Genomic DNA, 24,876 nt, shown 5'->3' with positions numbered 1-24,876 from the left:
GCAGCCTGCGGCAGCTCCTACAGGATCACGCGGTCCATGTAGGAGCTGCCGAAGGCTGCGATCTTTTACAGACGATTCAATATTCGAGAGCCGCAGGCTTGAGGTACATTCCTTCCTGCGTCATCGCAATCCGGAACTTCAACACATCCCCGGCCTTGAGCGTGATGTTCTGCGAACCCGGTGCGAGCATGCCCGGGTTGCAACCCGGCGCCTGGCCCGGCAGCAGTTTGAGGCGCAGGGACACATTGCCCGGCGGCAGGTTGAACGAGGTGCTCTGTTCCTGGAACAGTCGCGCCGATAGCTGATCCTGGATGTACACACCGATCTCGCAGGAAGTCGACACTTCCAGGCGCTCGCGGGAAATGATCAGCACGCCGTAGTCCTCCCCGGCGGCTTGAACCGAAGGTGTCGCGGCAAATAGGCTGAGGAAGCCAAACAGGCTGAGAGCTGACCAGCGCATGGCTGAATCTCCTGATGTCGAGTCATAGATGGACGCAGCTTGGCCGAGCGCGGCGTTGATTGCCAGCCCGGCAGCTTGCCTGAGAACTTGACCTTGCCATGGTGGCAAGCTCGAGACTGCCCTCAACCCTATTAAAGGGCCCCATTAAGGAGACGTCCCATGCAAGTGTTCAACGTTGAAGGCATGTCCTGCGGTCATTGCGTCAAGGCCATCACTCAGGCGCTGCAAGCCAAGGATCCCGCGGCCAGCGTGCGCATTGATCTGGCGGCAAAAGAAGTCGGCGTTGAAAGCGCGCTGACGGCCGATCAGGTGATCGCCGCGATCAGCGAAGAGGGTTATGGCGTCAAACTGGCCTGAGTTTTTTAATAGTTAGCGACCTAACGGAATGTTCAAGGCGTCCACGCCCGGCTAGACTGTTGCCCTGCCGATCCATGGCCAACCTGCATGCCTAACCTGGACGCCTGATGAACCTCCGTACAATCCTGATTCTCGGCGCCTTGAGCGCTTTCGGTCCGCTGGCGATCGATTTCTATCTGCCGGCATTCCCGGCGATGGCGCTCGCTTTCGGCACCGACGAAAAACACGTTCAACTGACCCTGGCGGCCTATTTCCTCGGCCTGTCCATTGGCCAACTGGCGTACGGTCCGGTGGCTGATCGCTTTGGGCGACGGATTCCCTTGCTGACTGGGGTCGGCTTGTTCACTGCTGCGTCATTGGCCTGTGCTTATGCGCCGACTCTGGAGTGGCTGATCGGTGCACGTTTCGTCCAGGCGCTGGGCGGTTGCGCGGGCATGGTGATCTCCCGGGCGGTGGTCAGCGATAAATGCGATGCGGTGGGTTCGGCGAAGGTCTTTTCGCAGTTGATGCTGGTGATGGGCCTGGCGCCGATTCTTGCGCCGATGCTGGGCGGGTTGCTGGTCAATACGACGGGCTGGCAGTCGATCTTTCTGGTGCTGACCGGTTTCAGTGCACTGGCAGGGTTGGCAGTGGCTCTCGGGCTGCCGGAAAGCCTGCCGGCCCATGTGCCGCGCCAACCGTTGTCGGGCGCACTGCGTCAGTACGGTCGGTTGTTGGCGGACCCAATCTTCCTCGGTCATGCCCTGACCGGTGGTATCGCCATCGCCGGGATGTTTGCCTACATCGCCGGTTCACCGTTCGTCTTCATCAAACTCTATGGCGTGCCGGCCGAGCATTTTGGCTGGCTGTTCGGTATTAACGCGGCGGGTTTCATTCTGGTGGCCCAGGTCAATGCCCGGATGCTGGCCAAACGCGGTCCGGCTTTTTTACTGGCGCGTACCGTCTGGTTCTATCTGGCGGGCGGCCTGGCCCTGTTGGCGGTCAGCTCGTTGCATACCGCGCAGTTGTGGCCGTTGCTGATCCCGCTTTTTATCTGCATCGCCAGTCTGGGTTGTATTGTTCCCAATGCCTCGGCCTGCGCCATGAACGGGCAAGGCGCGCGGGCGGGCAGTGCCTCGGCGATGCTTGGTTGCCTGCAGTTCAGCGTCGCCGCCGGAGCCGCAGCATTGGTGGGTGTTTTGCATGATGGCAGCGCTATGCCGATGGCCATGGTCATCAGCCTGTGCGGGATTCTGGTGGTGAGCGCGGCGACGCTCACCCGACGTTTGCAAAATGCCCGGGCGCTGACGCAAGCCCAGGTCTAAGGACGGACTCAGCCAGCAGCGCGCTGCTGACGGTCGGGAAACTGATGGGGCGCGTGCAAGCGCGCTTCAAGCGTTTTAGTGAAGGCCAGCGCTTCGGCTTCACTGCGGAACGTCACAGCGTGTTGATCCAGTCGGACCTGCCAGCGGGATGTTGCCACTTCTTTTATCTGGATATTCATTGCTGAACTCCTCTTGAAAAAGACGTTTCGCAAAAGACGTCTCGTAAAAGACATCACGTAAATGATTGTTCGCGGAGTTTTCGATTGTAGACCTGAATACGATCGCAATTGTGACAACGGTCAACTCTCTGACTGACGGCAAAAGATCGCAGCCTTCGGCAGCTCCAGAAGCCAGCGATCATTTGCCTTAGAACTTTAGAACCCTTCAAGCACAATCTTGCCCTTGGACTTGCCGCTCTCCAACAGCTCATGAGCACGACGCAGGTTGGCCGCGTTGATGGTTCCGAAGTGCTCGCCGACTGTGGTCTTCAGGGTGCCCGCATCGATCAGCCCGGCGACGCGGTTGAGCAGTTTGTGTTGTTCGATCATGTCTACGGTTTCGAACAGCGAGCGGGTGTACATGAATTCCCAGTGCAGCGACAGGCTCTTGCGCTTGAGCTTGGTCACGTCCAGCGACTTCGGATCGTCGATCAGCGCCAGTTTGCCTTGCGGCGCCAACGCCTCCACCAATTGATCCAGGTGTTGATCGGTCTGGGTCAGGCTGGCGACATGGGTCACCTGCTCGAATCCCGCACGTTTGAGTTCTTCACTCAGCGGTTGGCTATGATCGATTACCTGATCGGCGCCCAGGTCACGCACCCAGCTCTGGGTTTGAGGCCGGGAAGCGGTGCCAATGACCTTCAGTCCGGTGAGCTGGCTGGCCAATTGCGTGAGGATCGAACCGACCCCGCCGGCGGCACCGACGATCAGCAGGCTTTGGCCTTCATCGGTTTTTCCTTCGCGCACTTGCAGGCGTTCGAACAGCAATTCCCACGCGGTGATGGCAGTCAGCGGCAGGGCGGCGGCTTCGGCAAAACCTAGGGTTTTCGGCATATGACCGACGATTCGCTCATCCACCGCATGCAACTCGCTATTGCCGCCGGCACGGGCGATGGAGCCGGCGTAGAACACCTTGTCGCCAGCCTTGAACAAAGTCACTTCGCTGCCGACAGCCTTGACCACTCCGGCCACGTCCCAGCCCAGCACCTTTGCCGCGCCATCTTCAGGCTGGACGTTCTGGCGAATCTTGGTGTCCACCGGGTTGACCGAGATGGCTTTGACCTCCACCAACAGATCGCGAGGGCCGGCGACCGGTTCTGGCAGTTCGATGTCTTGCAGGGACTTTTCGTCGCTGATGGGCAGGGAGGCGTAGTAGGCAATTGCTTTCATGGTGGGTTCCTGAGAGAGAGTGATTTCAATGGGACAGATGATTGGTTATTTCCCGGCAAGATAAAACCCGCTAAAAGAGCAGTCTCTTTCAATATTTTTTTGATAATCGAGGCTGACGATGTTGCGTTTCGATGACTTGCAGTTGTTCGTTCGGGCTGCGGACCTGGGCAGTCTGTCGGCGGCGGCCCGGGTGATGGATATGTCGGCGGCGGTGGCCAGTGCGGCGTTGAAGCGCATAGAACAGCAACTCGGCGCGCGCTTGCTCGCCCGTTCTACCCGCAGCCTGCGCCTGACCGCTGAAGGCGAGGGCTTTCTGGAATACGCCCGGGCAGCCTTGAGCAATCTCGATGAGGGGCGCCGCTTGCTGGCCAGCGGGCAGGATCAGGTCAGCGGGATTTTGCAGCTGTCGGCGCCGTCGGATTTCGGTCGCAACCTGCTGTTGCCCTGGCTCGACGAGTTTCAGCGCGAGCATCCGAAACTCACGGTTCGGTTGCTGTTGGGCGACCGCATCGCCGACCTGTTCCGCCAACCGGTGGACATTGCCCTGCGTTATGGCGAGCCGGAAGACTCGAGCCTGGTGGCATTGCCCATCGCCCCGCAGAACCGTCGCGTGCTCTGCGCGGCGCCGAGTTACCTGGCCCAGCATGGCGAACCTCGGCATCTGGAGCAACTGGCTCAGCACAATTGCCTGTTGTTCATGCTCGGCAGCCGGGTTCACGATCACTGGAGTTTCCACGATGGCAAACGAGAAGTAAGCCTGACGGTCAGTGGCGATCGCTTCAGTGACGACGCCGATGTTGTGCGTCTGTGGGCCGTAGCGGGGGCGGGGATTGCCTATAAGTCCTGGCTCGATGTCGCTGCCGACGTGCTGGCCGGTCGGTTGAAAGTGCTGATGCCGGAGCTGCTCTGTGAGCGCGCACCGCTGAATTTGCTGTGCGCCCATCGCGCACAATTGAGTAAGCCGGTGAACCTTTTGCGGGAAATGCTTGCCAGCCGATGCGCTCGCATAAGCAGTCAATTTCCGACGAAATCGAATGTCGATCATTAGTCGCAGGCAAATAGCGAAATTTCTGTCAGGAACTATCACCACCAATGGATCCCCGAGGGCAGGAACCAGCGGTTAACCCGCTTATACTAGCGCTCGCCTCATGTACGCACCGTCGACCTCGCAATGGCGAGTTCAGGTTCGATTCGGTCAGACCCGATGGTCATCGCCGGACCTTCATTGCACCCCCGAAGCAATGGCTTGGGTGAGTGGGTGACTTTGCCGGTTTATGGCGGTTTTCGCGTCTTGGCCGACGACACATTACTGGTCAAGATGTCTCTGAGCAGTAGACGAAACGATTCAACAGGGAGTGAATACATGGAACATGCACCTTGCATCAGCCAGATCGCCACGTTGCTGGCTGACCCAAAGCGCAGCGCAATGATGTGGGCCTTGATGGACGGCTCGGCGCGGCAAACCGAAGAGCTGGCGTTGCTGGCCGGCCTGTCGCCGTCTTCGGCCAGTGCGCATTTAGGGCGTTTGTCGGCCGGAGGTCTGTTGAAAGTCGAAACCCGTGGACGCAAACGGTTTTTCCGGCTTGCCGCGCCCGAAGTCGGCGCCGCGATAGAGGCCCTGGCCAGCGCGACCCTGGCCAGCGCGCCTCGGGACATTCCAGAGGTTTTCAAACGCACCAATCCTATCGCCAAACCTCAGGCGGCGCCTTCGTCATTGTTGCGAGCCAGGCTTTGCGACGACCATCTGGGTGGCACCCTGGCAGCCGATCTCTACCAGCGCCTGCTGGATGCGGGCTGGATCGAGCAATTCGATCAGCGGGTCATGATCACCCACAAGGGCGCCACACAATTGGCGACGCGCGGTGTGTTCATCCAGGCGCTGGCTCATCGCAACAGCAGAGTCGCTTGCGCTTGCCCGGACTGGAGCGAAAGACGCCCGCACATGGGCGGTTCATTGGGCGCGGCGTTGTTGCAGCTGTTCATGCAATCCGGCTGGTTGAGCCTGCCCAACGATTCGCGAGCGTTGCAGATCACCGCTGCGGGGCAAAGGGAAATACATCGCTTCGCCAAGGAAACCGAGCTGGAAATGGCGCTGTAGACCATTGAAGTGCGACGTCCGGGATCTGTTTCAGGCGTCGTTCAGAGCTGTGGACAGGTCGCATCCAGCAATAATCCCCAGCCGCTATCGCGCACACTCAATCCGGGGACTTTCAGGATTGGGGGAATGTGGCATGGAAACACGAAGCTTCAGCGCGGCAGAACGACTGGAACGGCTGCCCATCAGCGGTTATCACCGCATCATCTTCATCATCATTGCCCTGGCGTTTTTCTTCGACTCCATGGACCTGGCGATGATGACCTTTCTGCTCGGCTCGATCAAAACCGAGTTCGGCCTGAGCACGGCGCAGGCCGGGTTGCTGGCCAGTTCGAGTTTCTTCGGCATGGTTCTGGGCGCGTCGCTGTCCGGCATGCTGGCCGACCGCTTCGGACGCAAACCGGTGTTCCAGTGGAGCATTGTGCTGTGGGGCATCGCCAGCTACCTGTGCTCCACGGCGCAGAACGTCGAAACGCTGACGCTGTTCCGAGTCTTGTTGGGGATCGGCATGGGCATGGAATTTCCGATTGCGCAGTCGATGCTGTCGGAGCTGATTCCGGCAAAGCGGCGTGGGCGTTACATCGCGTTGATGGATGGTTTTTGGCCGCTCGGTTTCGTCGCCGCCGGGGTGCTGTCGTACTTCCTGTTGCCGGTGATTGGCTGGCGCGACATTTTTCTGGTGTTGGCAGTGCCGGCGGTGTTCGTCCTGGCGATTCGTTTTTTCATCCCCGAGTCACCGCGCTGGCTGGAGCAAGCCGGGCATCATGAAGCGGCGGATAAGGTCTTGCGCGGCATTGAAGACCGGGTTCGGGCTTCACTGGGCCGTGCGGATCTGCCTGAACCGATTCGTCTGCCCCGGGTGGCGAGTCAACCGGGCACTTTCTTCTCTGCGCTACGGGAGATCTGGTCGCCGCAGTATCGCCAGCGCACGATGATGATCTGGAGCGTGTGGTTCTTCGCCTTGTTGGGTTTCTATGGCCTGACATCCTGGCTCAGTGCGCTGTTGCAACAATCGGGCTTCGCCGTGACCCAGTCGGTGTATTACACAGTGCTGATTTCCCTCGGCGGGATTCCCGGGTTCCTCATGGCTGCCTGGCTGGTGGAGCGTTGGGGGCGTAAACCGGTGTGCGTCGTGACGTTGCTCGGCGGCGGGGTCATGGCATTTCTTTATGGCCAGAGTGCAGTGTTCGGCGGCAACGTCAGTCTGTTGATTACCTCGGGGCTGCTGATGCAGTTCTTCCTGTTTGGCATGTGGGCGGTGCTCTACACCTACACCCCTGAGTTGTACCCGACGTCGGCACGCGCCACTGGCTCGGGGTTTGCTTCGGCCATCGGCCGCGTGGGGTCATTGCTCGGGCCGTTGGTGACCGGGCTGGTGTTCCCGATGACAGGGCAGGGCGGGGTATTTGCGCTGGGGGCGATGTGTTTTGCGATTGCGGCGGGGGTGGTGTGGATGTTCGGGATGGAGACCCGGGGCAAGACGTTGGAAGAATTGAGCGAAGTAGAGATCGTCGGCTGAACACAGTCCCTGTGGGAGCGGGCTTGCCCGCGATGAGGCCAACTGCCTCAACATTGAGTTGGCTGACAGTCCGCTATCGCGGGCGAGCCCGCTCCCACAGGATATTCGGTGACTTTTAAGGTTTCACCAACCGCGCATCCAGGCTGTTCTGCGCCAGGCGCTTGGCCTGATCCTGGGTCATGCCCAGATCGGTATACAGCGCGTGGAAGTTCTCGGTGACATACCCGCCGAAGTAGGCCGGGTCATCGGAGTTCACCGTGACCTTCACACCGCGCTCGAGCATGTCGAGGATGTTGTGCTGGGACATGTGATCGAACACGCAGAGTTTGGTGTTCGACAACGGGCACACGGTCAGCGGAATCTGCTCGTCGATGATTCGCTGCATCAAGCGCTCATCTTCGATGGCGCGCACGCCATGGTCGATGCGCTGGATTTTCAGCAGGTCGAGGGCTTCCCAGATGTACTCGGGCGGGCCTTCTTCACCGGCGTGGGCCACGGTCAGGAAGCCTTCGCTGCGTGCACGATCGAACACTCGCTGGAACTTGCTTGGCGGGTGACCCATCTCCGAACTGTCCAGGCCCACGGCGACAAACGCATCGCGGAACGGCAATGCCTGGTCGAGGGTTTTCTGCGCTTCGTCTTCGCTCAAGTGACGCAGGAAACTGAGGATCAAACCGCTGGTGATGCCCAGTTGCTGCTCGCCATCCTTCAGTGCGGCGGCGATGCCGTTGAGCACTACTTCGAACGGGATGCCACGGTCGGTGTGGGTTTGCGGGTCGAAGAACGGTTCGGTATGAATCACGTTCTGCGCCTTGCAGCGCAACAGGTAGGCCCAGGTCAGGTCGTAGAAATCCTGCGAGGTGCGCAACACGTCGGCGCCCTGGTAATACAGGTCGAGAAACTCTTGCAGGTTATTGAAGGCGTAGGCCTTGCGCAGAGTTTCAACGTCGCTCCACGGCAGGGCGATCTTGTTGCGTTCGGCCAGGGCGAACAGCAGCTCAGGCTCCAGCGAACCTTCCAGGTGCAAGTGCAATTCTGCCTTGGGCAGAGCGTTCAGCCAGTCGTACATTTTTGAAATCTCATCAGGTGCAATGAGGGCATTCTACAGATGCCCGCAGAAACAATGAGCAAAACCTGACCAGCCGGTTCATTACACGGCTTCCTGTTCCCGTCGATAGGCGTAGGTATCGGCAAAGCGCGACAGCAGGAACTCGGCGCAGGTGGTGGCAGGATATTTCGCCGGATGCCGTTCGTCCTGGCAACCGGGCAGGCATTCGATGGGCGTGTCGGGGTGCGGTTCGGCAAAGAACGGCATCGAGTACCGATCCACCCCCAGCGGGCTGATCACCCGATGCGGCGTCGACAGGTAACGGTCGTTGCTCCAGCGAGCCATCATGTCGCCGAGGTTGACCACGAACGTGCCTTCGATCGGCGGCGCATCGATCCATTCGCCCTGCACGTTGCGCACTTGCAGTCCGCCAGCGGCATCCTGGTAGAGCAGGGTGATGCAACCGTAATCGGTGTGAGCGCCGGCACCTTGCTGATCTTCGGTGCTGGCAGTGTGGCGCGGCGGGTAATGAATCATCCGCAGCACGCTGACCGGTTCTTTGAAGCGGGTATCGAAGAAATCACGCTCGATGCCCAGCGCCAGAGTCATGGCCCGCAAAAGGGTTTGAGCGAGCGCCTGCATGTCGACGTAGTGTTGCTCCATCAGCGATTCCCAGCCGGGCATCGACGGATGACGGTTGGGACCGCGCAAGGGTTTCTCCGCAATAACCTCGGGATGATCAGCCGGCAGGTGCTGGCCCATGTCGAAGGTTTCTTTCAGATCGCTGGGCTTGCTCGGGTCGAGTTGCTCGGTGGCGATGGCGCCATAGCCGCGGTGGTGGCGGGTCTGGGTGATGTCGATCTTGAGTTTTTCGGCGGAGGGCAGGGCGAAGAAACGTTGGGCATGCTCGAGCACTGCGGCGATACGCGACGGGGCGATCGGGTGGCCCTTGATATAGAAAAAGCCCCATTCGCGACAGGCGTGGTCGATTTGTGTGGCGATCGATTGCCAGGCGCTTTGATCAGCGCTGTAGAGCGGGCTGATGTCGATGATCGGCAGTTGGTTCATGCGCAGTCCTTAAAAACGCTGAAAATCCATTGTGGGAGCGAGCCTGCTCCCACAGGGTTTCGTGTCTGACTAAGTCACTTCGGTATCTCGGCCTTCATGCCTTCGACGTAGTAGTTCATCGACGCCAGCTGCGCATTGGTTGCCGTCGCGCCCGCCGGGATTTTCTCCACGCCGGCCTGGTCCTTGATCGGCCCGGTGAACGGATGCAACGCACCGCTCTTGATGTCGGCAATGATCTGCTCGGCTTCGGTTTTTACCGCAGCCGGCACCAGGTCGCTGATCGGCAGCTCTACCGTGCCTTCCTTCAGACCGCCCCAGTAATCCTGGGATTTCCATGTGTGGTCGAGCACGCTCTGGGTCGCCTGAATGTAATGCGGCCCCCAGTCATTGACGATAGACGTCAGCACCGCTTTCGGCCCGAAGTGCGCCATGTCCGATGCATAACCTACGGCGTACACGCCACGCCGTTCGGCCGCCTGGATCGGTGCGGGGCTGTCGGTGTGCTGGAACACCACGTCCACGCCCTGGTCGATCAGCGCGTTGGCGGCGTCAGCTTCCTTGCCCGGATCGAACCAGGAATTGACCCACACCACTTTGATCTCGGTGCCCGGGTTGTACTTGTTCAGGGCCAGTTGAATGGCATTGATGTCGCGGATCACTTCTGGAATCGGGAAGGAAGCAACGTAGCCGATTTTCTTGGTCTTGGTCATCTTCGCCGCAAGGAAACCGCCGACGTAGCGGCCCTCATAAGTGCGTGCCAGGTAAGTGCCAAGGTTCTTGTCCTGCTTGTAGCCAGTGGCGTGTTCGAAGGTCACCTTGGGAAATTGCTTGGCGACTTTCAGGGTCGGGTTCATGTAGCCGAAAGACGTGGTGAAGATCAGGTCGTACTTGTCCTTGGCCATATTGCGGATCACCCGCTCGGCATCGGCGCCCTCGGCAACGTTCTCCACATAATTGGTGGTGATCTGCTCGCCGAACTTCTCCGCCAGCGCCTTGCGTCCCTGTTCATGCTGATATGTCCAGCCGTGGTCACCGATCGGGCCGATGTAGACGAAGCCGACTTTCAGCGGGTCGGCAGCACTGGCGGTCAGGCTGGCGCTCAGACCGATGGCTGCGGCGACAGCGCAAAGCAGCTGCTTCAACGGACGTTTATGCATGAACTGGAACTCCATTTTGTTGTGAGATGGAGGAGGGCAATGCAAATTACTGACCAACAGGACAACAAATGGATCGAAATCGCGTAACGGCCTTCGCGGGCAAGCCTCGCTCCTACATGACCTGCGCAAATCCTGTGGGAGCGGGCTTGCCCGCGAAGAGGCCCGCGAGGCTGATAAAAGTGCATGGTCATGCGCAACTGCCATCCACTGGTGCGCTAAGGTGTAACGAAACGTTGGCGCCGCCCCGCAGTCAGTAGCTCATCACGCCGATTTCGCTCCGATCGGAAAAAAGGCCCACGATGCTCACACTCATCAAGCAAGAAAAGTTTCTGCTGCTGGCCCTGATCGCCGCCTTCGTCGCTTACCCGATGGAGCACTGGCTGCTGCACAGCGGCCAGACCATCGCACTGACTGCGGGCCTGGTGCTGATCGTGTTCATCGTCGCCGCCTCTATGCGCGTCGCCCATCAAGCCGAACTGCTCGCTGAAAAAGTCGGCGACCCTTACGGCACGATGATCCTGACCCTGGCAGCGGTATTGGTGGAAGTGGTGATCCTGGCGATCATGATGAGCAACGAAGCCTCAAAAACGCTGGTTCGTGACACGATTTATTCAGCGGTGATGCTCGACATCAACGGCATTCTCGGCCTGGCCGCGTTGTTGGGTGGGCTCAAGCATGGCGAACAGTCTTACAACGATGACTCGGCGCGCAGCTACAGCGCGATGATTCTCACCGCCATGGGCGTTTCGATGGTGGTGCCGGAGTTCATTCCCGAGGCCAACTGGAAACTCTATTCAGCCTTCACCATCGGCGCGATGGTTGTGCTCTACGCTTTGTTCCTGCGCATGCAGGTTGGGCCGCACAGTTATTTCTTCAGCTACAGCTACCCGGAAAAACGTCGCAGGAAGGAACCGGACGAAGAGCCCGAACCGATCAATCTGGCGTTGAGCGTCGGCACGTTGGTGTTTGGCGTGGTGGTGATCGGCGCATTGGCCGAAGTCATGTCCAAGACCCTCGATCTGGGCCTGGAAGGAACAGGCGCGCCGCCGGTGGTCACGGCGATTCTGGTGGCGGCAATTTCCGCGGCGCCGGAGATTCTGACCGCGTTGCGGGCGGCACTGGCGAACCGCATGCAGTCGGTCGTCAACATCGCCATGGGAGCGTCGCTGTCGACGGTGATCCTGACGGTGCCGGTGATGGAAGCGATGGCGCTCTACACTGGCCAGCCATTTCAGATGGCGATGACTCCGGTGCAAACCGTGATGATCTTCATCACCCTGATCGTCAGCGCGATCAACCTCAATGACGGAGAAACCAACGCCATCGAAGGCATGACCCACTTTGTGCTGTTTGCGACGTTCATCATGTTGTCGTTGTTGGGTCTCTGAAACACCACAAGCCACTGTGGGAGCGAGGCTGCTCGCGATAGCGGTATGTCAGGCACCATCGATCCGGCGGACACTCCGTCATCGCGAGCAGGCTCGCTCCCACATGGGACGGGTGTCGTATCAGACGTCGCTGATCAACTGCCGAGCCGCCTGGCTATGATCGGCAATCAACCCTTTCAGATCCAGCCCCTCCACCTGTCCATCGATCACCCGCCATTTGCCGCCGACCATCACCCGGTCTGCCCGATCCGCGCCGCACAGCAGCAGCGCCGACACCGGATCATGGCTGCCGGAGAAGCGCAGCTCATCGAGCTTGAACAGCGCCAGATCCGCTTGCTTGCCCACCGCCAGTTCACCGATATCGCTGCGCCCGAGCAAATTCGCCGAGCCCTTGGTCGCCCACCCCAGTACCAACTCCGGTGTAATCTTTTCCGCGCCATAACGCAGCCGCTGGATGTACAGCGCCTGACGGGTTTCGAGGATCATGTTCGACGCATCGTTGGACGCCGAACCGTCCACGCCCAGACCCAGCAGCGCACCCGCAGCGGTCAGGTCCAGCGTCGGGCAAATGCCGGAGGCCAGGCGCATGTTCGAACTCGGGCAATGGCAAATACCCGTGCCGGCCGCGCCGAGACGGGCGATTTCGTCGGGGTTGAAATGAATACCGTGGGCCAGCCACGTGCGCGGGCCGAGCCAGCCGACGCTGTCCAGATAATCCACGGTGCGCAGGCCGAAACGTTGCAGGCAGAAATCTTCTTCATCGAGGGTTTCTGCCAGGTGCGTGTGCAGGCGCACGTCGAGGGTGTTCGCCAGTTTGGCGCTGGCGGACATGATTTCCGGGGTCACCGAGAACGGTGAGCACGGCGCCAGAGCGATTTGAATCTGCGCCCCATCGCCGCGCTCGTGGTATGCGGCAATCAAACGTTGGCTATCATCGAGGATCACTTCACCTTGCTGGACGGTTTGCTGCGGTGGCAGTCCGCCGTCTTTTTCGCCAAGGCTCATGGAACCGCGAGTGAGCATGGCGCGCATGCCCAGTTCGCGAACACTCTCGACCTGCACATCGATCGCGTTTTCCAGGCCTTCCGGAAACAGGTAATGGTGATCGGCGGCGGTGGTGCAACCGGACAGCAGCAACTCGGCCAACGCGACTTTGGTGGCGAGGGCAAGTTTTTCAGGGGTGAGACGAGCCCAGACCGGATACAGGGTTTTCAGCCACGGGAACAATGGCTGATTAACCACGGGTGCCCAGGCACGGGTCAGGGTTTGATAGAAGTGGTGATGGGTGTTGATTAGCCCCGGCAGGATCACGTGTTCGCGCGCATCGAAAATCTGGTCACAGGGCGCGGAGGGTTGCTGGCCGGTGCCGAGCACTTCGACGATTAAACCGTCTTGCAGCACCAGACCGCCACGGGCATCGAGCGCGTTGGCCGTGAAAATGGCGAGGGGATTTTTTAACCAGGTACGGGTCGCAGGCATGGTGGCCGGCTCCTCTGAAAGTTGGGTTCAGGGTTGCCAGCTCAGTGTTGCCCTGTCTGCTGATCCAGGGTCGCCACGGGGGCGAGGTGCGGAGTTTCGAACAAAAAAGCTTCGCGGGCAAGCCCGGTCCGACAGGACAACGCGAAACCCCTGTGGGAGCGAGCCGGCTCCGGGCGGCGTTCCGACGATGGGGCCATTGCATTCAGCATTAATTTTGAATGTCAGACCGCTATCGCGAGCAGGCTCGCTCCCACAGGGGAATGTGGTGTTACCAGGGAATGGTCTCACCCCGGTAATTCACAAAATGATGCCCGCCCTTGCCGGCATACGCATTCACCTGATCGATCAGCCCGCGCGTACTGGTTTCCACATCAATGTCCGCGCCTTCACCGCCCATATCAGTCTTCACCCAACCCGGATGCAGCGACAGCACGGTGAGTTTCTGTTCGCCCAATTGTGTGACGAAGCTGTTGGTCATGGAGTTCAGCGCCGCTTTGCTGGCCTTGTACAGCGCCAGCTCCGGCGCGTCGGGCATGGTCACACTGCCCAGCACCGAACTCATGAATGCCAGCACGCCACTGCCGTCACGAATCTGCCCGACGAAACGCTGGGCCAGATTGATCGGCGCCACGGCGTTGGTGAAGAACAGCTGACCCACCTCGGCCAAGGTCGCGCCCCCGGGCGTCTGGACCTCCGGCCCCTTGACCCCGGCATTCACGAACAACAGGTCGAACACTTCACCCTTGAGTTGTTGGTTCAGGGCGATGACCGCTTGCTGATCGTCCATGTCGAGTTTTTCGACTCGCACCTTGCCCAACGCTTGCAAGGCTTCGGCGCTCTGCGGGTTGCGCACGGTGGCGGTGACTTGCCAGCCGTCGGCCAACAGGGTTTTCACCAGACCGAGGCCCAAGCCCCGGGAGGCACCGATGATGAGTGCGGTTTTTGCCTTGGACATGAATGGCTTCCTTGATGGATGAGAATCACGGATTCAATGGATACTGACTTAAAGGACAATGTTGACCGAGCCGATGTTGCAGTTCCTGACGCAAGACATCGAGTTCGGCTATGCGGGTTTCGATCAGGTTGAGTTTGTCTTGCAGCAGCCGGGTAACGGCATTGGCTGGGTCGGGCGCCTGCCACAGCGCGGCGACGCTGCTGCCGATCTCGCCAAGGGTAAAGCCCAGCCGCTGAGCCGTCTTGATGTACAGCACCAATTGCACCATCTCCGCCGGATAGTCGCGATAACCATTGGCGCTGCGTTGTGCGGCGATCAATCCGCGCTGCTCGTAAAAGCGCAATGTGTCGCGGCTGACGGCGCTGGCCTGGGCTAATTCACCGATGCGCATCTTGATGTCTCGAGAGGGCTTGACCCTGGAGCATACTCCAGGCTTTAGCCTTGTTGCTCCCTGAATTTATGGAGCAAGACGGATGTGGACTTCAACGCAATATCGTCAATTGGTGCGTGGCAGTGCGTGGTACGACCTGATCGTGACCGCTGCTTTTGTGACACCGTGGAGTTTTGCGGCGTTGCATGGCGTGTTGTTGAGCCTGAGTCAGACTTTCAATTTGCCTGGCGAGCTACCGCCGTTCGAGCCGGTGCATATGCTGATGGCGAATCTGTTGGGTTCGATTGTATGCGTGTGGGCGGTGCTGCGGATTCGTGATCCGCAGCAGATGTTTGGGCGGTATGACGCGGTGGGGAGGTTTCTGTTTTCGGCTTGGCAGGCTTATGCGTTGTTCCACGGCGCCAGTTCATTGCTGGTTGTTTTCTTGGTCTTTGAATTGGCGTGGGGCGTGGCTCAGGTGTTGCCTGTCAGGCAGCCTTCGCGAGCAAGCCCGCTCCCACACTGACCGCGTGAACACTGGAGATCTACTGTGGGAGCGGGCTTGCTCGCGAAGAGGCCCGCCCGGTCACCGCTTAATGCCCGGCCTGCCACGGCTGCCCCAACGAAACCGGCGCATACAACCGTGTGCGCACGGCATCCCGGGACAGCAGCACCAACACCACGATGGTCGCGACATACGGCAGCATCGCCAGCAGGCTCGACGGAATCGCCAGCCCCAACCCCTGCGCTACCAAATGCAGGATGCTGGCGAGCCCGAACAGATACGCCCCGAGCAGTAATCGCCACACCCGCCAACTGGCAAACACCACCAGCGCCAAGGCAATCCAGCCACGACCGGCGCTCATGTTTTCCGCCCACATCGGCGTGTAGGCCAAGGACAAATAAGCCCCGGCCAACCCCGCCATCGCGCCGCCAAACAGCACCGCCAGCGTGCGCACGCGCAACACCGGCAAGCCCATGGCGCTGGCCGCGTCCGGGTTTTCGCCGACTGCCTGAATAATCAACCCGACGCGACTTTTCAGAATCACCCAGGCCACTAACGTGAACAGCGCGAACGACAGATACACCAACAAATCCTGAGCAAACAGCATCCGTCCAATCAGCGGGATTTCACTCAACAACGGAATCGCCACTGGTTCAAAACCCGCCAACGGTTTACCAACCCACGCTGCGCCGACAAAGGTCGACAGGCCCACGCCGAAGATCGTCAGCGCCAACCCGGTCGCCACTTGATTGGCGTTGAACACCAGTGCTACCAAGGCAAACAGCGACGACAACAGCATCCCGGCGAGCATGGCCAGCAATACGCCGAGCCAGAGATTGCCGCTGTTCAGCGCGACGATAAAACCGATCACCGCGCCAAACAGCATCATGCCTTCCTGCCCGAGATTGAGGACGCCACTCTTCTCGCAAATCAGCTCGCCCAGCGCCACCAGCAACAACGGCGTACCGCAGCGGACCATGGCGTAGAAAATATTGCTCAGTAGATCGATATCCATCACAAGGCTCCTGCGTGTACGGCGGTGGTTGGTGCACGGCGAGCCCAGCGCAGGTTCAAACGCGGTCGGTAGAGAATCAGTACGTCACTGGCCAGCAGGAAAAACAGCATCATCCCCTGGAACAATTGAGTGATGGCTTGCGGCAGGTTCATGCTCATCTGCGCGCCTCGCCGCCGATGTACAGCAGCGCCATCAACAGGCTGGAAAACAGAATGCCGATGGGATTCAGTCGCCCGAGAAACGCCACAGTGATCGCCGCATAGCCGTAACCCGGCGAGACTTGCGGCACCAATTGACCGATCGGCCCGGTGACTTCGCACACGCCGGCCAGCCCCGCCAAACCACCGCTGATCAACAGCGCCAGCCAGATCAGCCGCTTCTCGCGAAAGCCGACGAAACCGGCGGCGCGCTTGTCCAGCCCGAGCACTTTGATCTGGAAGCCGACAAAGCTTTCTGCAGCAATACCCACGCCGCCACCAGCGCGAGTAAGGCGAAATACACACCGGCGTGAACCCGGCCGTCCTCCATCAACAGCGGCAGTCGACTGGCATCGCCGAACATCGCCGACTCTGGAAAGTTGAACCCCGCCGGGTCCTTCAGCGGCCCGTGTACGCAGAACAGCAGCAGGTTCAATGCAATGTAATTGAGCATGATGCTGGTGAGGATTTCATTGGCGTTGAAGCGCGTGCGCAACCATGCCGTCAGCCCGGCCCATGCAGCACCGGCGGAGGTGCCGACCACCAGGATTAGCACCAGCGCCCAGCGACTTTGTATATTTATAATGTTCACTGCCAACGCACTGCCGGCGAGGGCGCCGAGCAGCAACTGACCTTCGGCGCCGATGTTCCAGATCCGTGCCTGATACGCCACCGCCAGGCCCAATGCGCAGAGCAGAATCGGCAGCGCTTTGACCAACAATTCGGAGACGCCGTACAAGTCGCTGATCGGTGCAATCAGCAACGTGTGCAAGGTCAGCAATGGATCGTGGCCCAGCGCGATAAACAGCAATGAGCCACAGCCCAGCGTCAACACGGCCGCCAGCAATGGCGAGCACCACAACATCAGGCGTGATTGCTGGCCACGGGGTTCGAGAGAAAGCAGCATGTGAAACTCCGTTAAAGCGCTACGGGGGCAGGTGATTGAGGCGCGTCGAACTGGCCGGCCATCCAGCCGCCGACGTCGCTCAGACGGGTGTCGACGGTGGCCTGCAATGGCGACAACCGACCGCCGCACAGGGCGCCGAGGCGGTCGCTGATCTGGAACAGTTCGTCGAGGTCTTCAGAGATCACCAGAATCGCCGCGCCAGCATCGCGCAAGGCAATCAACGCTCGGTGAATGGTCGCGGCCGCGCCGACGTCCACGCCCCATGTCGGGTGCGCGGCCACCAGCAATTTAGGCTGCTGGAGGATTTCCCGGCCGAGAATGAATTTTTGCAAGTTGCCGCCGGACAGGCTGCGAGCAGGCGCCTGGGCATCAGGTGTCTTAACCCCGAAGCGGCGAATGATGTCTTCGGCCAGCGCTTCGACCTTGCCGCGCTGGATCATCCCGTTGCTGACCAGCCCCTGTTGAAACGCGGTGAGCAGGGCGTTATCTGCCAGGCTCAGTTCCGGCACCGCGCCATGGCCCAGACGCTCGGCGGGGACGAATGCCAGGCCAAGTTTACGTCGAGCATCCGGGCGCAAATGGGCCACCGATTGCCCGCCGAAACTGATCGTTGCGCTGTCATCGCGGGGTAACCGTTCTTCACCACTGAGCAAGGCCAGCAACTCATCCTGACCATTGCCGGCCACCCCGGCGACACCTACGATTTCGCCGCTGCGCACGTCGAAATCAATATACTTCAGAGAGCAGCCGAACGGGTCCGGGTTGTGCCAGGACAATCCCGTCACACTCAAGAACGCATCAGCCCCCATGACCTTTGGATAGTCGGTGATCAGCTCAGCGGCTTCACCGACCATCAACTGCGCCAGTTGCCGATCCGAGCACTCCGCCGGCACGCAATGCCCAGCCACTCGACCGCCGCGCAACACCGTAGCGCTGTGGCACAACGCGCGCACTTCGCCGAGTTTGTGGCTGATAAACAGAATGCTGCAGCCCTCGGCCGCCAGTCGCCGCAAGGTGACAAACAATTCGTCGGCCTCTTGCGGAGTCAGTACCGACGTCGGCTCATCGAGAATCAACAGGCGGATGTCCTGCATCAGGCAGCGAATGATTTCCACCCGTTGACGCTCGCCGATGGACAGGCTGTGGACAAGTCGCTCCGGTTCCAGCGCCATGCCGTAGCGTAGGGACACTTCACGAATCTTCGGCTCAAGCTGCTTCGGCGTACCCGCCGCCGCGCCCATTGCCAGCGCGATGTTCTGCGCCACGCTCAGGGTTTCGAACAGCGAGAAATGCTGGAACACCATGCCAATCCCGAGGCCGCGCGCCTGGGCCGGGTTGCGCATGCTCACGCGCTGGCCCTGCCAGATCATTTCCCCTGAGTCGGCGTGAGTGACGCCGTAGATGATCTTCATCAGGGTACTTTTGCCCGCACCGTTTTCACCGAGCAGGGCGTGGATTTCACCGGGCGCAATGCTCAAGTCGATGGCATCGTTGGCCAGGCAACCGGGGTAACGTTTGCTGATTCTGCGCAGTTGCAGGCGAGGTATTTGATCGGGGATCGGCATGGGGTTGGACATGACAGGCTCAGGTCGACAGAAGTTATGCCTGGGATAAAGCAATTTCCTGGCCATTGAGTCAGGAAATCGGCAAGGCCATGCTGGCATAGGGGTTGTGGACGGTGCCTCGTCATATTCCAATTCCGAATCAGGCACCACTTGAGGGCACGTTCTTTGATCAGGCTCTGGTTTTGCGCGCGGTGAATTGATCAAAAAACGAGCAATACCCTGCAAGCTATGTCGGACATGGGGCTGCGCCAGCCATGAACGGGTTATCCACAGGTTGTTCCACAGTATTTGTGCGCAAGCCGACTGGAGGGGCATAAGCACTGAGGGGCTTTCTTCTAATGGCGATAAACCGCTCTAACTGATTGTTTTTATGTGGAATAAATGTTGTCGCCAGGGATTTGGATGAAAAATGAGCAAAGCCCGCAAAGCCGCATGACAGAAGGGTTACAGCGGAATGTGCTCAGGTTATCCACAGCCGGGTGCACAGCAGATGTGGGCAAGTATCGAATGCAGGGCAAATCGGAGCGCCCCAAAAGATCGCAGCGCCCACAGGCGCGTAGAGCTGCCGCAGGCTGCGATCTTTTGATTTTTTGATCTTTTATCGCTGCAACAAAATGCGCCCGCGACTCAAATCCGCCAGCTGCATCTGCAAGGTCTCTATTTGCCCCTCGCCGATCGCCAATTGCAGTTCCACGCCATTGGCCGTGAAGATTTCTTCCACCACTAAACCGCCCAGTTCCGCTAACCGAAGCTTCACCAGCGCCAACTCGCCAAACGCACAGGCACAACTGATCGGCACCCGGCTAATCAGCTCGACCTTCGGCGCCCCTTGCAGGCATTTGTTGGCACCGCCGCCATAGGCCCGGGCGAGGCCGCCGGTGCCCAGTTGAATGCCGCCATACCAGCGGATCACCAGCACCGCGACCTGATCGCAATCTTGCGCTTCGATCGCTGCCAGAATCGGCCGGCCAGCGGTGCCGCCGGGTTCTCCATCATCATTGCTGCGGTATTGATCGCCGAGTTTCCAGGCCCAGCAATTGTGCGAGGCGTTCAAGTCACTGTGCTGCTCGATGAACGCTTGAGCATCCGCTGCGCTAGTGATTGGTCCGGCGAGGGCGATGAAGCGGCTTTTGCGAATCTCTTCGCGGTATTCGCAAAAACCAATGAGGGTGAAAGGCATAAGTGTCTTAGATAGCAGGCGTCAGGCCGCAGCCTTTGAGAATGATGCGGATCAGGTTGTTGCCGGCGTCTTCCATGTCTTGCTTGGTCAACTTGGTGCGCCCGGTGACGCGGCAGATCTGCGTGGCAAAATCGGCGTAATGCTGGGTGCTGCCCCACAGCAGGAAGATCAGGTGCACCGGGTCGACCGGGTCCATTTTGCCGGCGTCGATCCACGCCTGAAACACTGCAGCCCGGCCCTGAAACCAGGTGCGATAGTCCTGGTTGAAATGCGCGCTCAGGCATTCGCCGCCACTGATGACCTCCATGGCGAAGAGCCGCGAAGCCTGTGGCCGACGCCGGGAGAATTCCATTTTTGCGCGGATGTATCGGGTCAATGCTTCTGCCGGATCATCCTCGACGGTCAGGGTATTGAAAGTGCTGTCCCACAATTCAAGAATGTTACTCAGCACCGCCACGTACAAACCGAGTTTGTTGGTGAAGTAGTAATGCAGATTCGCTTTGGGCAATTCGGCATTCTGCGCGATGGTGTTCATGCTGGTGCCTTTGAACCCGTGACGGGCGAACTCGTCTTCGGCGGCTTTGATGATGGTCTCTTCGTTCTTCTGACGAATGCGGCTGGCGGGTTTGCCGCCGTGGGCTGGGACTTCAAAGGTCATAGGCACTTCCGAACAAGTAAATGGGTGCAACCAGATGCGTTGATAGCGCACCCGCAGGCGTCAGACAAGTCCTGTTGCGATAAAACCTGAACACCATAATCCCTGTGGGAGCGGGCTTGCTCGCGAAGGCGGTGTGTCAGTTGCATAAATATCGACTGACACTCCCTCTTCGCGAGCAAGCTCGCTCCCACAAGTTCTCAACGCGTCGCCGCCAGACTCTCCAGAAAACTCTCCAGCACCAAGTGGGGGCGACGGCCCTTGCGTGTGACCGATGCCAGGCTCAGGTCATAAAAACGCGCCTTGGGTTTCAGCGCACGCAATCGGCCCTGCTGCACCCAGAGGCTGGCGTAATGATCCGGCAGATAACCGATGTAGCGCCCGGTCAGAATCAGAAATGCCATGCCTTCGCGATCCGACGCACTGGCGGTGCAATTGAGCGCCTGATAGTGGGCCTGAATCTCGGCGGGCAAACGGAAGGTCGGGGCGATGGCGTCCTGGCTATTGAGGCGTTCATCGTCCAGTTGTTTGTCGTCGACATAAAACAGCGGATGGCCGACCGCGCAATACAGCAGCGAGCGTTCGCTGTAGAGCGGCTGATATTCCAGCCCCGATAGCGCGCTGGCTTGCGGCACCACGCCGACGTGCAAGCGACCGTCGAGCACGCCTTGTTCAACTTCATTGGGCGCGATCATGCGGATCTGGATCTGCACGTCCGGACCACGCTCCTTCAACTGCGCCAGGGCGTGAGTAATGCGCATGTGGGGCAGGGTGACCAGGTTGTCGGTCAGGCCAATGGTCAACTCACCGCGCAAGTGTTGATGGAGGCCATTAACCTCAGTGCGGAAACTTTCCAGCGCACTTAATAGTTGCAACGCAGATTGATAAACCTCGCGGCCTTCTTCGGTCAGGGAAAAACCGGCGCGACCGCGTTGGCACAAACGCAGGCCGAGGCGTTGCTCCAGATCGCTCATCTGCTGGCTGATCGCCGAGCGACCGATTCCCAGCACCGATTCTGCCGCGGAGAAGCCGCCGCATTCCACGACGCTGCGAAAAATCCGCAACAGGCGGATATCAAAGTCACTGACTTGCGCCAGCGGATCGGGACGACGGCTGCTCATGCTTTGGTTACTCAAAGTTTAGTAGCGGGCTGACTGAAGGTTAGAAAAGTTGGATTTCACCGACTTTATCTCCGTGGCAATTTAGCTGCAAGAAAGCTTTTCATCTCCACGCCGCTTATTGCCCTGCGAGGTTTTGCCCATGAACGTGCCTGAAAACGCCCCGACTTCCCTGGCCAGCCAGCTCAAGCTCGATGCTCACTGGATGCCCTACACCGCGAACCGCAATTTCCAGCGCGATCCGCGACTGATCGTGGCTGCCGAGGGCAGTTGGCTGACAGACGACAAGGGCCGCAAGGTCTACGATTCGCTCTCGGGGCTGTGGACCTGCGGCGCCGGACACACCCGCAAGGAAATCCAGGAAGCCGTGGCCAAGCAATTGGGCACCCTCGATTATTCGCCGGGATTCCAGTACGGGCATCCGCTGTCGTTCCAGTTGGCCGAGAAAATCACCGACCTGACGCCGGGCAATCTGAATCACGTGTTCTTCACCGACTCGGGTTCCGAGTGTGCAGACACGGCGGTGAAAATGGTGCGTGCTTACTGGCGTCTGAAAGGTCAGGCCACCAAAACCAAAATGATCGGTCGTGCTCGTGGTTATCACGGCGTGAACATCGCCGGCACCAGCCTCGGCGGCGTGAACGGCAACCGCAAACTGTTCGGTCAGGCGATGATGGACGTCGATCACCTGCCGCACACTTTGCTGGCGAGCAATGCATTTTCCCGTGGGATGCCGGAGCAAGGTGGTATCGCCCTGGCCGATGAACTGCTCAAGTTGATCGAGTTGCACGATGCCTCGAACATTGCTGCGGTATTCGTCGAGCCAATGGCCGGTTCCGCTGGCGTACTGGTTCCGCCGCAGGGTTACCTCAAGCGTCTGCGCGAGATCTGCGATCAGCACAATATCCTGCTGGTGTTCGACGAAGTGATCACCGGGTTCGGCCGTACCGGTTCGATGTTCGGCGCCGACAGTTTCGGCGTGACTCCTGACCTGATGTGCATTGCCAAGCAAGTCACCAACGGCGCGATCCCGATGGGCGCAGTGATTGCCAGCTCCGAGATCTATCAAACCTTCATGAACCAGGCGACGCCGGAGTACGCGGTGGAATTCCCGCACGGCTACACCTATTCCGCACACCCGGTGGCTTGCGCTGCGGGCCTGGCAGCACTCGACCTGCTGCAAAAGGAAAACCTGGTGCAGAGCGTGGCGGAAGTGGCGCCGCATTTCGAAAATGCGTTGCACGGTTTGAAGGGCAGCAAGAACGTTATCGACATTCGTAACTACGGGTTGGCCGGTGCCATCCAGATTGCGCCTCGCGACGGCGATGCCATCGTGCGTCCATTCGAAGCCGGCATGGCTCTGTGGAAGGCCGGGTTCTATGTGCGCTTCGGCGGTGACACCCTGCAGTTCGGCCCAACCTTCAACAGCAAGCCGCAAGACCTCGATCGTCTGTTCGACGCGGTCGGCGAAGTGCTGAACAAGATCGACTGATTTTTCCCTCTATTCCCTCTAATAGAAAGAAAGGCGCCCTTTGAAGGGCGCCGGTGGACAACTTTTTCAGGAGCCCTGTATGAGCCTTATCCCGCATTTGATCAATGGCGAACTGGTGACCGAAGACGGTCGTACGGCCGACGTGTTCAACCCGTCCACCGGTCAGGCGATCCGCAAGCTGCCATTGGCCAGCCGTGAAACCATTCAAAAAGCCATCGACTCGGCCAAAGCTGCGTTCCCGGCCTGGCGTAACACTCCGCCGGCCAAGCGTGCTCAGGTGATGTTCCGCTTCAAGCAACTGCTGGAACAGAACGAAGCCCGCATTGCCCAGCTGATCAGCGAAGAACACGGCAAGACTCTGGAAGATGCGGCCGGTGAATTGAAGCGCGGGATCGAGAACGTCGAGTTCGCCTGTGCTGCACCGGAAATTCTCAAGGGCGAATACAGCCGTAACGTCGGGCCGAACATTGATGCCTGGTCGGATTTCCAGCCATTGGGCGTGGTGGCCGGTATTACTCCGTTCAACTTCCCGGCCATGGTGCCGCTGTGGATGTATCCGTTGGCAATCGTCTGCGGCAACTGCTTTATTCTGAAACCGTCCGAGCGCGATCCAAGCTCGACGCTGCTGATTGCTCAGCTGCTGTTGGAAGCCGGCCTGCCGAAAGGCGTGCTGAGTGTGGTGCATGGCGACAAGGCTGCGGTGGATGCCTTGATTGAAGCGCCGGAAGTCAAAGCGCTGAGCTTTGTCGGTTCGACGCCGATTGCCGAATACATTTACGCCGAAGGCACCAAGCGCGGCAAACGCGTCCAGGCGCTGGGCGGGGCGAAGAACCACGCGGTATTGATGCCGGATGCGGATCTGGATAACGCAGTCAGCGCACTGATGGGCGCGGCGTACGGTTCGTGCGGTGAGCGCTGTATGGCAATCTCGGTGGCCGTCTGCGTCGGCGACCAGGTGGCTGATGCGCTGGTGGCCAAACTGGTTCCACAGGTCAAAGCGTTGAAAATCGGTGCCGGTACGACCTGCGGCCTGGATATGGGGCCGCTGGTTTCCGGTCAGGCTCGGGATAAAGTCAGTGGCTATATAGAAGACGGCGTTTCAGCAGGTGCAACCTTGGTGGTGGATGGTCGTGGTCTGAGCGTGGCTGGTCATGAAGAAGGTTTCTTCCTGGGCGGTTGCCTGTTCGATAACGTCACGCCAGAGATGCGCATCTATAAAGAAGAGATCTTCGGGCCGGTACTGTGCGTCGTCCGGGTCAACAGCCTGGAAGAGGCGATGCAACTGATCAACGATCACGAGTATGGCAACGGCACCTGTATCTTCACGCGTGATGGTGAAGCGGCGCGGTTGTTCTGCGATGAGATTGAAGTGGGCATGGTCGGCGTCAACGTGCCTTTGCCGGTGCCAGTGGCTTATCACAGCTTTGGCGGCTGGAAGCGTTCACTGTTTGGCGATCTGCATGCGTATGGTCCGGATGGCGTGCGTTTCTACACTCGTCGCAAGGCTATTACCCAGCGCTGGCCGCAACGAGCGAGCCATGAGGCTTCGCAGTTCGCATTCCCTAGCTTGTAAGTAGAAGGGCAGAAGGCCGACCTCTTGAGGTCGGCCTTCGTGTTTTCGGGCTTTTTGGAGTTATATGACAGAAATGTGAAA

At 59.5% G+C, this 24,876-nt stretch carries 23 protein-coding genes and 1 pseudogene; 9 read left to right on the top strand and 15 right to left on the bottom strand.

Features of this window, described 5'->3' with window-relative positions:
- Positions 1–76: 76 nt before the first annotated feature.
- Positions 77–460: a hypothetical protein gene (locus tag AB4O41_RS13400; RefSeq protein ID WP_048396201.1), complete on the bottom strand. Its 384-nt coding sequence runs from the start codon at positions 458–460 to the stop codon at positions 77–79.
- A 159-nt stretch (positions 461–619) separates the two neighbouring features.
- On the opposite strand from AB4O41_RS13400, the gene AB4O41_RS13395 reads away from it, so the two are divergent.
- Both AB4O41_RS13395 and AB4O41_RS13390 read left to right on the top strand, forming a co-directional pair.
- Positions 620–817, top strand: coding sequence for a heavy-metal-associated domain-containing protein (locus AB4O41_RS13395; RefSeq protein WP_008069687.1), 198 nt, complete (start codon positions 620–622; stop codon positions 815–817).
- Between the two features lie 107 nt (positions 818–924).
- Positions 925–2,121 carry a multidrug effflux MFS transporter gene (locus AB4O41_RS13390; RefSeq protein ID WP_460148045.1) on the top strand — a complete coding sequence of 399 codons (1,197 nt, stop codon included), beginning with the start codon at positions 925–927 and terminating at the stop codon, positions 2,119–2,121.
- Between the two features lie 8 nt (positions 2,122–2,129).
- On the opposite strand, the gene AB4O41_RS13385 is transcribed toward AB4O41_RS13390, so the two are convergent.
- Both AB4O41_RS13385 and AB4O41_RS13380 read right to left on the bottom strand, forming a co-directional pair.
- On the bottom strand, positions 2,130–2,300 hold the full coding sequence (locus AB4O41_RS13385) for a hypothetical protein (protein WP_460148043.1): 171 nt from the start codon (positions 2,298–2,300) through the stop codon (positions 2,130–2,132).
- A gap of 195 nt (positions 2,301–2,495) precedes the next feature.
- On the bottom strand, positions 2,496–3,509 hold the full coding sequence (locus AB4O41_RS13380; protein ID WP_460148042.1) for a zinc-binding alcohol dehydrogenase family protein: 1,014 nt from the start codon (positions 3,507–3,509) through the stop codon (positions 2,496–2,498).
- Positions 3,510–3,627: 118 nt separating this feature from the next.
- On the opposite strand from AB4O41_RS13380, the gene AB4O41_RS13375 reads away from it, so the two are divergent.
- From AB4O41_RS13375 to AB4O41_RS13365, 3 genes are all read left to right on the top strand, one after another.
- Positions 3,628–4,557: a LysR family transcriptional regulator gene (locus AB4O41_RS13375; protein ID WP_460148040.1), complete on the top strand. Its 930-nt coding sequence runs from the start codon at positions 3,628–3,630 to the stop codon at positions 4,555–4,557.
- A 315-nt stretch (positions 4,558–4,872) separates the two neighbouring features.
- The gene (locus AB4O41_RS13370; RefSeq protein ID WP_460148039.1) at positions 4,873–5,607 is read left to right on the top strand and encodes an ArsR/SmtB family transcription factor; all 735 of its coding nucleotides are present in this window, start codon (positions 4,873–4,875) and stop codon (positions 5,605–5,607) included.
- Between the two features lie 133 nt (positions 5,608–5,740).
- Positions 5,741–7,123, top strand: coding sequence for an MFS transporter (locus AB4O41_RS13365; protein WP_460148037.1), 1,383 nt, complete (start codon positions 5,741–5,743; stop codon positions 7,121–7,123).
- A 115-nt stretch (positions 7,124–7,238) separates the two neighbouring features.
- Here AB4O41_RS13365 and AB4O41_RS13360 read toward each other — a convergent pair whose 3' ends face one another.
- The 3 genes from AB4O41_RS13360 to AB4O41_RS13350 all read right to left on the bottom strand — a co-directional run bounded on the left by AB4O41_RS13360 (position 7,239) and on the right by AB4O41_RS13350 (position 10,396).
- Positions 7,239–8,192, bottom strand: a complete 954-nt coding sequence (locus tag AB4O41_RS13360) for an adenosine deaminase (RefSeq protein WP_007907140.1) — start codon at positions 8,190–8,192, stop codon at positions 7,239–7,241.
- An 81-nt stretch (positions 8,193–8,273) separates the two neighbouring features.
- Positions 8,274–9,239 (bottom strand): 2-oxoglutarate and iron-dependent oxygenase domain-containing protein, encoded by a 966-nt coding sequence (locus tag AB4O41_RS13355; RefSeq protein ID WP_460148035.1) that lies wholly within the window; start codon positions 9,237–9,239, stop codon positions 8,274–8,276.
- Positions 9,240–9,313: 74 nt separating this feature from the next.
- Positions 9,314–10,396 carry a BMP family ABC transporter substrate-binding protein gene (locus AB4O41_RS13350; RefSeq protein ID WP_460148033.1) on the bottom strand — a complete coding sequence of 361 codons (1,083 nt, stop codon included), beginning with the start codon at positions 10,394–10,396 and terminating at the stop codon, positions 9,314–9,316.
- 299 nt (positions 10,397–10,695) lie between these two features.
- Between AB4O41_RS13350 and AB4O41_RS13345 the strand changes: the two genes are divergently transcribed.
- On the top strand, positions 10,696–11,784 hold the full coding sequence (locus AB4O41_RS13345; RefSeq protein ID WP_460148031.1) for a calcium:cation antiporter: 1,089 nt from the start codon (positions 10,696–10,698) through the stop codon (positions 11,782–11,784).
- 120 nt (positions 11,785–11,904) lie between these two features.
- Here the strand turns inward: AB4O41_RS13345 and AB4O41_RS13340 are convergent, their stop codons facing one another.
- The 3 genes from AB4O41_RS13340 to AB4O41_RS13330 form a co-directional block, all read right to left on the bottom strand.
- Complete coding sequence (locus AB4O41_RS13340; protein ID WP_460148030.1) at positions 11,905–13,263, bottom strand: 8-oxoguanine deaminase; 1,359 nt, start codon at positions 13,261–13,263, stop codon at positions 11,905–11,907.
- A gap of 268 nt (positions 13,264–13,531) precedes the next feature.
- The gene (locus AB4O41_RS13335; RefSeq protein ID WP_460148029.1) at positions 13,532–14,218 is read right to left on the bottom strand and encodes an SDR family oxidoreductase; all 687 of its coding nucleotides are present in this window, start codon (positions 14,216–14,218) and stop codon (positions 13,532–13,534) included.
- A gap of 25 nt (positions 14,219–14,243) precedes the next feature.
- Positions 14,244–14,609, bottom strand: coding sequence for a MerR family transcriptional regulator (locus AB4O41_RS13330; protein ID WP_460148028.1), 366 nt, complete (start codon positions 14,607–14,609; stop codon positions 14,244–14,246).
- A gap of 82 nt (positions 14,610–14,691) precedes the next feature.
- Here AB4O41_RS13330 and AB4O41_RS13325 point away from each other — a divergent pair, with 82 nt between their 5' ends.
- Complete coding sequence (locus tag AB4O41_RS13325; RefSeq protein WP_460148027.1) at positions 14,692–15,114, top strand: hypothetical protein; 423 nt, start codon at positions 14,692–14,694, stop codon at positions 15,112–15,114.
- 67 nt (positions 15,115–15,181) lie between these two features.
- Here AB4O41_RS13325 and AB4O41_RS13320 read toward each other — a convergent pair whose 3' ends face one another.
- The 6 genes and pseudogenes from AB4O41_RS13320 to AB4O41_RS13295 all read right to left on the bottom strand — a co-directional run bounded on the left by AB4O41_RS13320 (position 15,182) and on the right by AB4O41_RS13295 (position 21,733).
- A complete protein-coding gene (locus AB4O41_RS13320) occupies positions 15,182–16,108 on the bottom strand; it encodes an ABC transporter permease (protein ID WP_038978830.1) in 927 nt (308 codons plus the stop codon).
- Positions 16,108–17,212: pseudogene (locus AB4O41_RS13315) on the bottom strand (ABC transporter permease). Before AB4O41_RS13315 ends, AB4O41_RS13320 begins: the two are co-directional and overlap by 1 nt.
- Positions 17,213–17,223: 11 nt before the next feature.
- The gene (locus AB4O41_RS13310; RefSeq protein ID WP_460148026.1) at positions 17,224–18,789 is read right to left on the bottom strand and encodes an ABC transporter ATP-binding protein; all 1,566 of its coding nucleotides are present in this window, start codon (positions 18,787–18,789) and stop codon (positions 17,224–17,226) included.
- Positions 18,790–19,375: 586 nt separating this feature from the next.
- Entirely contained in the window at positions 19,376–19,957 is a 582-nt protein-coding gene (locus tag AB4O41_RS13305; RefSeq protein WP_460148024.1) for an IMPACT family protein, read from the bottom strand.
- A gap of 7 nt (positions 19,958–19,964) precedes the next feature.
- Positions 19,965–20,615 carry a TetR/AcrR family transcriptional regulator gene (locus AB4O41_RS13300; RefSeq protein ID WP_460148023.1) on the bottom strand — a complete coding sequence of 217 codons (651 nt, stop codon included), beginning with the start codon at positions 20,613–20,615 and terminating at the stop codon, positions 19,965–19,967.
- Between the two features lie 197 nt (positions 20,616–20,812).
- Positions 20,813–21,733: a LysR family transcriptional regulator gene (locus AB4O41_RS13295; protein WP_008006295.1), complete on the bottom strand. Its 921-nt coding sequence runs from the start codon at positions 21,731–21,733 to the stop codon at positions 20,813–20,815.
- 139 nt (positions 21,734–21,872) lie between these two features.
- On the opposite strand from AB4O41_RS13295, the gene aptA reads away from it, so the two are divergent.
- Both aptA and AB4O41_RS13285 read left to right on the top strand, forming a co-directional pair.
- Positions 21,873–23,222, top strand: coding sequence for an omega-aminotransferase AptA (gene aptA / locus AB4O41_RS13290; protein ID WP_030128382.1), 1,350 nt, complete (start codon positions 21,873–21,875; stop codon positions 23,220–23,222).
- A 79-nt stretch (positions 23,223–23,301) separates the two neighbouring features.
- The gene (locus AB4O41_RS13285) at positions 23,302–24,795 is read left to right on the top strand and encodes a CoA-acylating methylmalonate-semialdehyde dehydrogenase (protein WP_460148022.1); all 1,494 of its coding nucleotides are present in this window, start codon (positions 23,302–23,304) and stop codon (positions 24,793–24,795) included.
- Positions 24,796–24,876 lie beyond the last annotated feature (81 nt).

The organism is Pseudomonas sp. S2_A02 (assembly GCF_054668495.1).
The sequence above is the reverse complement of the archived record's forward strand: the minus strand, read 5'-3'. Positions and strand labels throughout refer to the sequence as shown.

Bases quoted from the DNA above. Each gene is read 5' to 3' on its own strand.
- AB4O41_RS13380 (WP_460148042.1), bottom strand. From the start codon at position 3,509: ATGAAAGCAATTGCCTACTACGCCTCCCTGCCCATCAGCGACGAAAAG.
- AB4O41_RS13335 (WP_460148029.1), bottom strand. From the start codon at position 14,218: ATGTCCAAGGCAAAAACCGCACTCATCATCGGTGCCTCCCGGGGCTTG.
- AB4O41_RS13310 (WP_460148026.1), bottom strand. From the start codon at position 18,789: ATGTCCAACCCCATGCCGATCCCCGATCAAATACCTCGCCTGCAACTG.
- AB4O41_RS13365 (WP_460148037.1), top strand. From the start codon at position 5,741: ATGGAAACACGAAGCTTCAGCGCGGCAGAACGACTGGAACGGCTGCCC.
- AB4O41_RS13330 (WP_460148028.1), bottom strand. From the start codon at position 14,609: ATGCGCATCGGTGAATTAGCCCAGGCCAGCGCCGTCAGCCGCGACACA.
- aptA (WP_030128382.1), top strand. From the start codon at position 21,873: ATGAACGTGCCTGAAAACGCCCCGACTTCCCTGGCCAGCCAGCTCAAG.
- AB4O41_RS13320 (WP_038978830.1), bottom strand. From the start codon at position 16,108: ATGGATATCGATCTACTGAGCAATATTTTCTACGCCATGGTCCGCTGC.
- AB4O41_RS13395 (WP_008069687.1), top strand. From the start codon at position 620: ATGCAAGTGTTCAACGTTGAAGGCATGTCCTGCGGTCATTGCGTCAAG.
- AB4O41_RS13355 (WP_460148035.1), bottom strand. From the start codon at position 9,239: ATGAACCAACTGCCGATCATCGACATCAGCCCGCTCTACAGCGCTGAT.
- AB4O41_RS13325 (WP_460148027.1), top strand. From the start codon at position 14,692: ATGTGGACTTCAACGCAATATCGTCAATTGGTGCGTGGCAGTGCGTGG.
- AB4O41_RS13350 (WP_460148033.1), bottom strand. From the start codon at position 10,396: ATGCATAAACGTCCGTTGAAGCAGCTGCTTTGCGCTGTCGCCGCAGCC.
- AB4O41_RS13370 (WP_460148039.1), top strand. From the start codon at position 4,873: ATGGAACATGCACCTTGCATCAGCCAGATCGCCACGTTGCTGGCTGAC.
- AB4O41_RS13300 (WP_460148023.1), bottom strand. From the start codon at position 20,615: ATGACCTTTGAAGTCCCAGCCCACGGCGGCAAACCCGCCAGCCGCATT.
- AB4O41_RS13360 (WP_007907140.1), bottom strand. From the start codon at position 8,192: ATGTACGACTGGCTGAACGCTCTGCCCAAGGCAGAATTGCACTTGCAC.
- AB4O41_RS13295 (WP_008006295.1), bottom strand. From the start codon at position 21,733: ATGAGCAGCCGTCGTCCCGATCCGCTGGCGCAAGTCAGTGACTTTGAT.
- AB4O41_RS13390 (WP_460148045.1), top strand. From the start codon at position 925: ATGAACCTCCGTACAATCCTGATTCTCGGCGCCTTGAGCGCTTTCGGT.
- AB4O41_RS13385 (WP_460148043.1), bottom strand. From the start codon at position 2,300: ATGAATATCCAGATAAAAGAAGTGGCAACATCCCGCTGGCAGGTCCGA.
- AB4O41_RS13305 (WP_460148024.1), bottom strand. From the start codon at position 19,957: ATGCCTTTCACCCTCATTGGTTTTTGCGAATACCGCGAAGAGATTCGC.
- AB4O41_RS13375 (WP_460148040.1), top strand. From the start codon at position 3,628: ATGTTGCGTTTCGATGACTTGCAGTTGTTCGTTCGGGCTGCGGACCTG.
- AB4O41_RS13340 (WP_460148030.1), bottom strand. From the start codon at position 13,263: ATGCCTGCGACCCGTACCTGGTTAAAAAATCCCCTCGCCATTTTCACG.
- AB4O41_RS13400 (WP_048396201.1), bottom strand. From the start codon at position 460: ATGCGCTGGTCAGCTCTCAGCCTGTTTGGCTTCCTCAGCCTATTTGCC.
- AB4O41_RS13285 (WP_460148022.1), top strand. From the start codon at position 23,302: ATGAGCCTTATCCCGCATTTGATCAATGGCGAACTGGTGACCGAAGAC.
- AB4O41_RS13345 (WP_460148031.1), top strand. From the start codon at position 10,696: ATGCTCACACTCATCAAGCAAGAAAAGTTTCTGCTGCTGGCCCTGATC.